Below are 2,044 nucleotides of genomic sequence, written 5' to 3' on the forward strand. Positions count from 1 at the left end.
GGCCCGGCCGTGATCGCCGGTCGCCGGATTCTCGCCAACGCCCTGTACTAGCCCGCGACACCGACGCCGAGCTCGACGAAATGGCGCGATTCACTCGCTCTTTCGCGCCCGTTTGTTCGTTTGGGCGGAAGAGGGCGGGGCGGCGGGTTCGAGCCAGAGGGCCGAGTTGGGCGGCAGCACCAGCCGTGCCGACGCCGGGCGCCCGTGCCAGGGGTCGCCGGTTGCCCGCACCGACCCCATGTTGCCGATGCCCGACCCGCTGTAGACGGTCGCGTCGCTGTTGAGGACCTCGCGCCAGGTGCCGGCCTGTGGCAGACCGAGCCGGTAGTGGGTGTGCTCGATGCCGGAGAAGTTGAACACGCAGGCCAGCACCGACCCGTCCGAGCCGTACCGCAGGAAGCTGAGCACGTTGTTGGCCGAGTCGTTGGCGTCGATCCAGGAGTAGCCCTCGGGGCGGTAGTCCAGGCTCCACAGCGCCGGGCGGCCGCGGTAGACGCCGTTGACGTCGGACATGAACCGCTGGATGCCCGCGGAGAAGCCGTGCTCCTCCAGCTGAAACCAGTCCAGCCCGCACTCCTCGGACCACTCGGCCCGCTGCCCGAAGTCCTGTCCCATGAACAGCAGCTTCTTGCCGGGGTGCGCCCACTGGTAGGCCAGCAGGGTGCGCAGCCCGGCGGCCTTGACATGGTCGTTTCCCGGCAGCCGGCTCCACAGCGTGCCCTTGCCGTGCACGACCTCGTCGTGGCTGATCGGCAGCACGTAGTTCTCGCTGTAGGCGTACAGCATCGAGAACGTCATCTCGTGGTGGTGATAGCTGCGGTAGATCGGGTCCCGGCTGACGTAGTCCAGGGTGTCGTGCATCCAGCCCATGTTCCACTTCATCGAGAACCCGAGGCCGCCCAGGTTGGTGGCGCGGGTCACCCCGGGCCAGGAGGTGGACTCCTCGGCGATGGTCACGACGCCCGGGGTGATCTTGTGCACGGTGGCGTTCATCTCCTGCAGGAACTGCACCGCCTCCAGGTTCTCGCGGCCGCCGAAGGCGTTGGGCGTCCAGCCGCCCGCCGGACGGGAGTAGTCCAGGTAGAGCATCGAGGCCACCGCGTCGACCCGCAGGCCGTCGACGTGGAACTCCTGCAGCCAGTACAGGGCGTTGGCGACCAGGAAGTTACGCACCTCCGGGCGGCCGAAGTCGAAAACGTAAGTGCCCCAGTCGAGTTGCTCGCCACGGCGGGGATCGGAATGCTCGTAGAGCGCGGTCCCGTCGAACCGCCCGAGCGCCCAGGCGTCCTTGGGGAAGTGTGCCGGCACCCAGTCCACGATGACGCCGATCCGCGCCCGGTGCAGCCGGTCCACGAGATACCGGAAGTCGTCGGGTGTGCCGAACCGGGAGGTGGGCGCGTAGTAGGAGGTGACCTGGTAACCCCAGGAACCGCCGAACGGGTGCTCGGCCACCGGAAGCAACTCCACGTGGGTGAAGCCCTGGGCCACAACGTATTCGGTGAGCTGTTCGGCCAATTCGCGGTAGCTCAGGCCGGGCCGCCACGATCCCAGGTGGACCTCGTAGGTGCTCATCGGCCCGAGCACCGGGTTGCCGGCGGCGCGGTCGGTCATCCAGTCGTCGTCGTTCCATCGGTAATTCGAGACGAACACCCGGGAGCCGGTTCGGGGCGGGACTTCGGTGGCGAAGGCCATCGGGTCGGCCCGGTCGGTGACCGAATCGTCCACACCGTGCACCCGGAACTTGTACAGCCCGTCGGGGGCGAAGCCCGGCCAGAACAGTTCCCACACCCCCGAGGAACCCAGCACCCGCATCGGGGCGTCGTTGCCGTCCCATCCGTTGAACTCGCCGATCAGGCTGACGCCCTTGGCATTCGGGGCCCAGACGGCGAACGACACCCCCTCGACCGGGCCGTCGGCGGTGGTGAACGTGCGGGGGTGGGCGCCGAGGATCTCCCAGAGTCGCTCGTGGCGGCCCTCGGCGAACAGGTGCAGATCCACCTCGCCGAGGGTCGGCAGGAAGCGGTAGCCGTCGGCGGTGGTGAGG

General features: G+C 68.5%; 1 protein-coding gene. It reads right to left on the reverse strand.

From position 1 onward, the window contains the following. Positions 1 to 90 precede the first annotated feature (90 nt). Positions 91 to 2,044 (reverse strand): 1,4-alpha-glucan branching protein GlgB (gene glgB, locus ADBZ5U_RS16020; protein ID WP_526811850.1); only part of this gene is annotated, 1,954 nt, incomplete at its 5' end.

Source organism: Mycobacterium sp., from assembly GCF_040398885.1.
Classification (GTDB): domain Bacteria; phylum Actinomycetota; class Actinomycetes; order Mycobacteriales; family Mycobacteriaceae; genus Mycobacterium.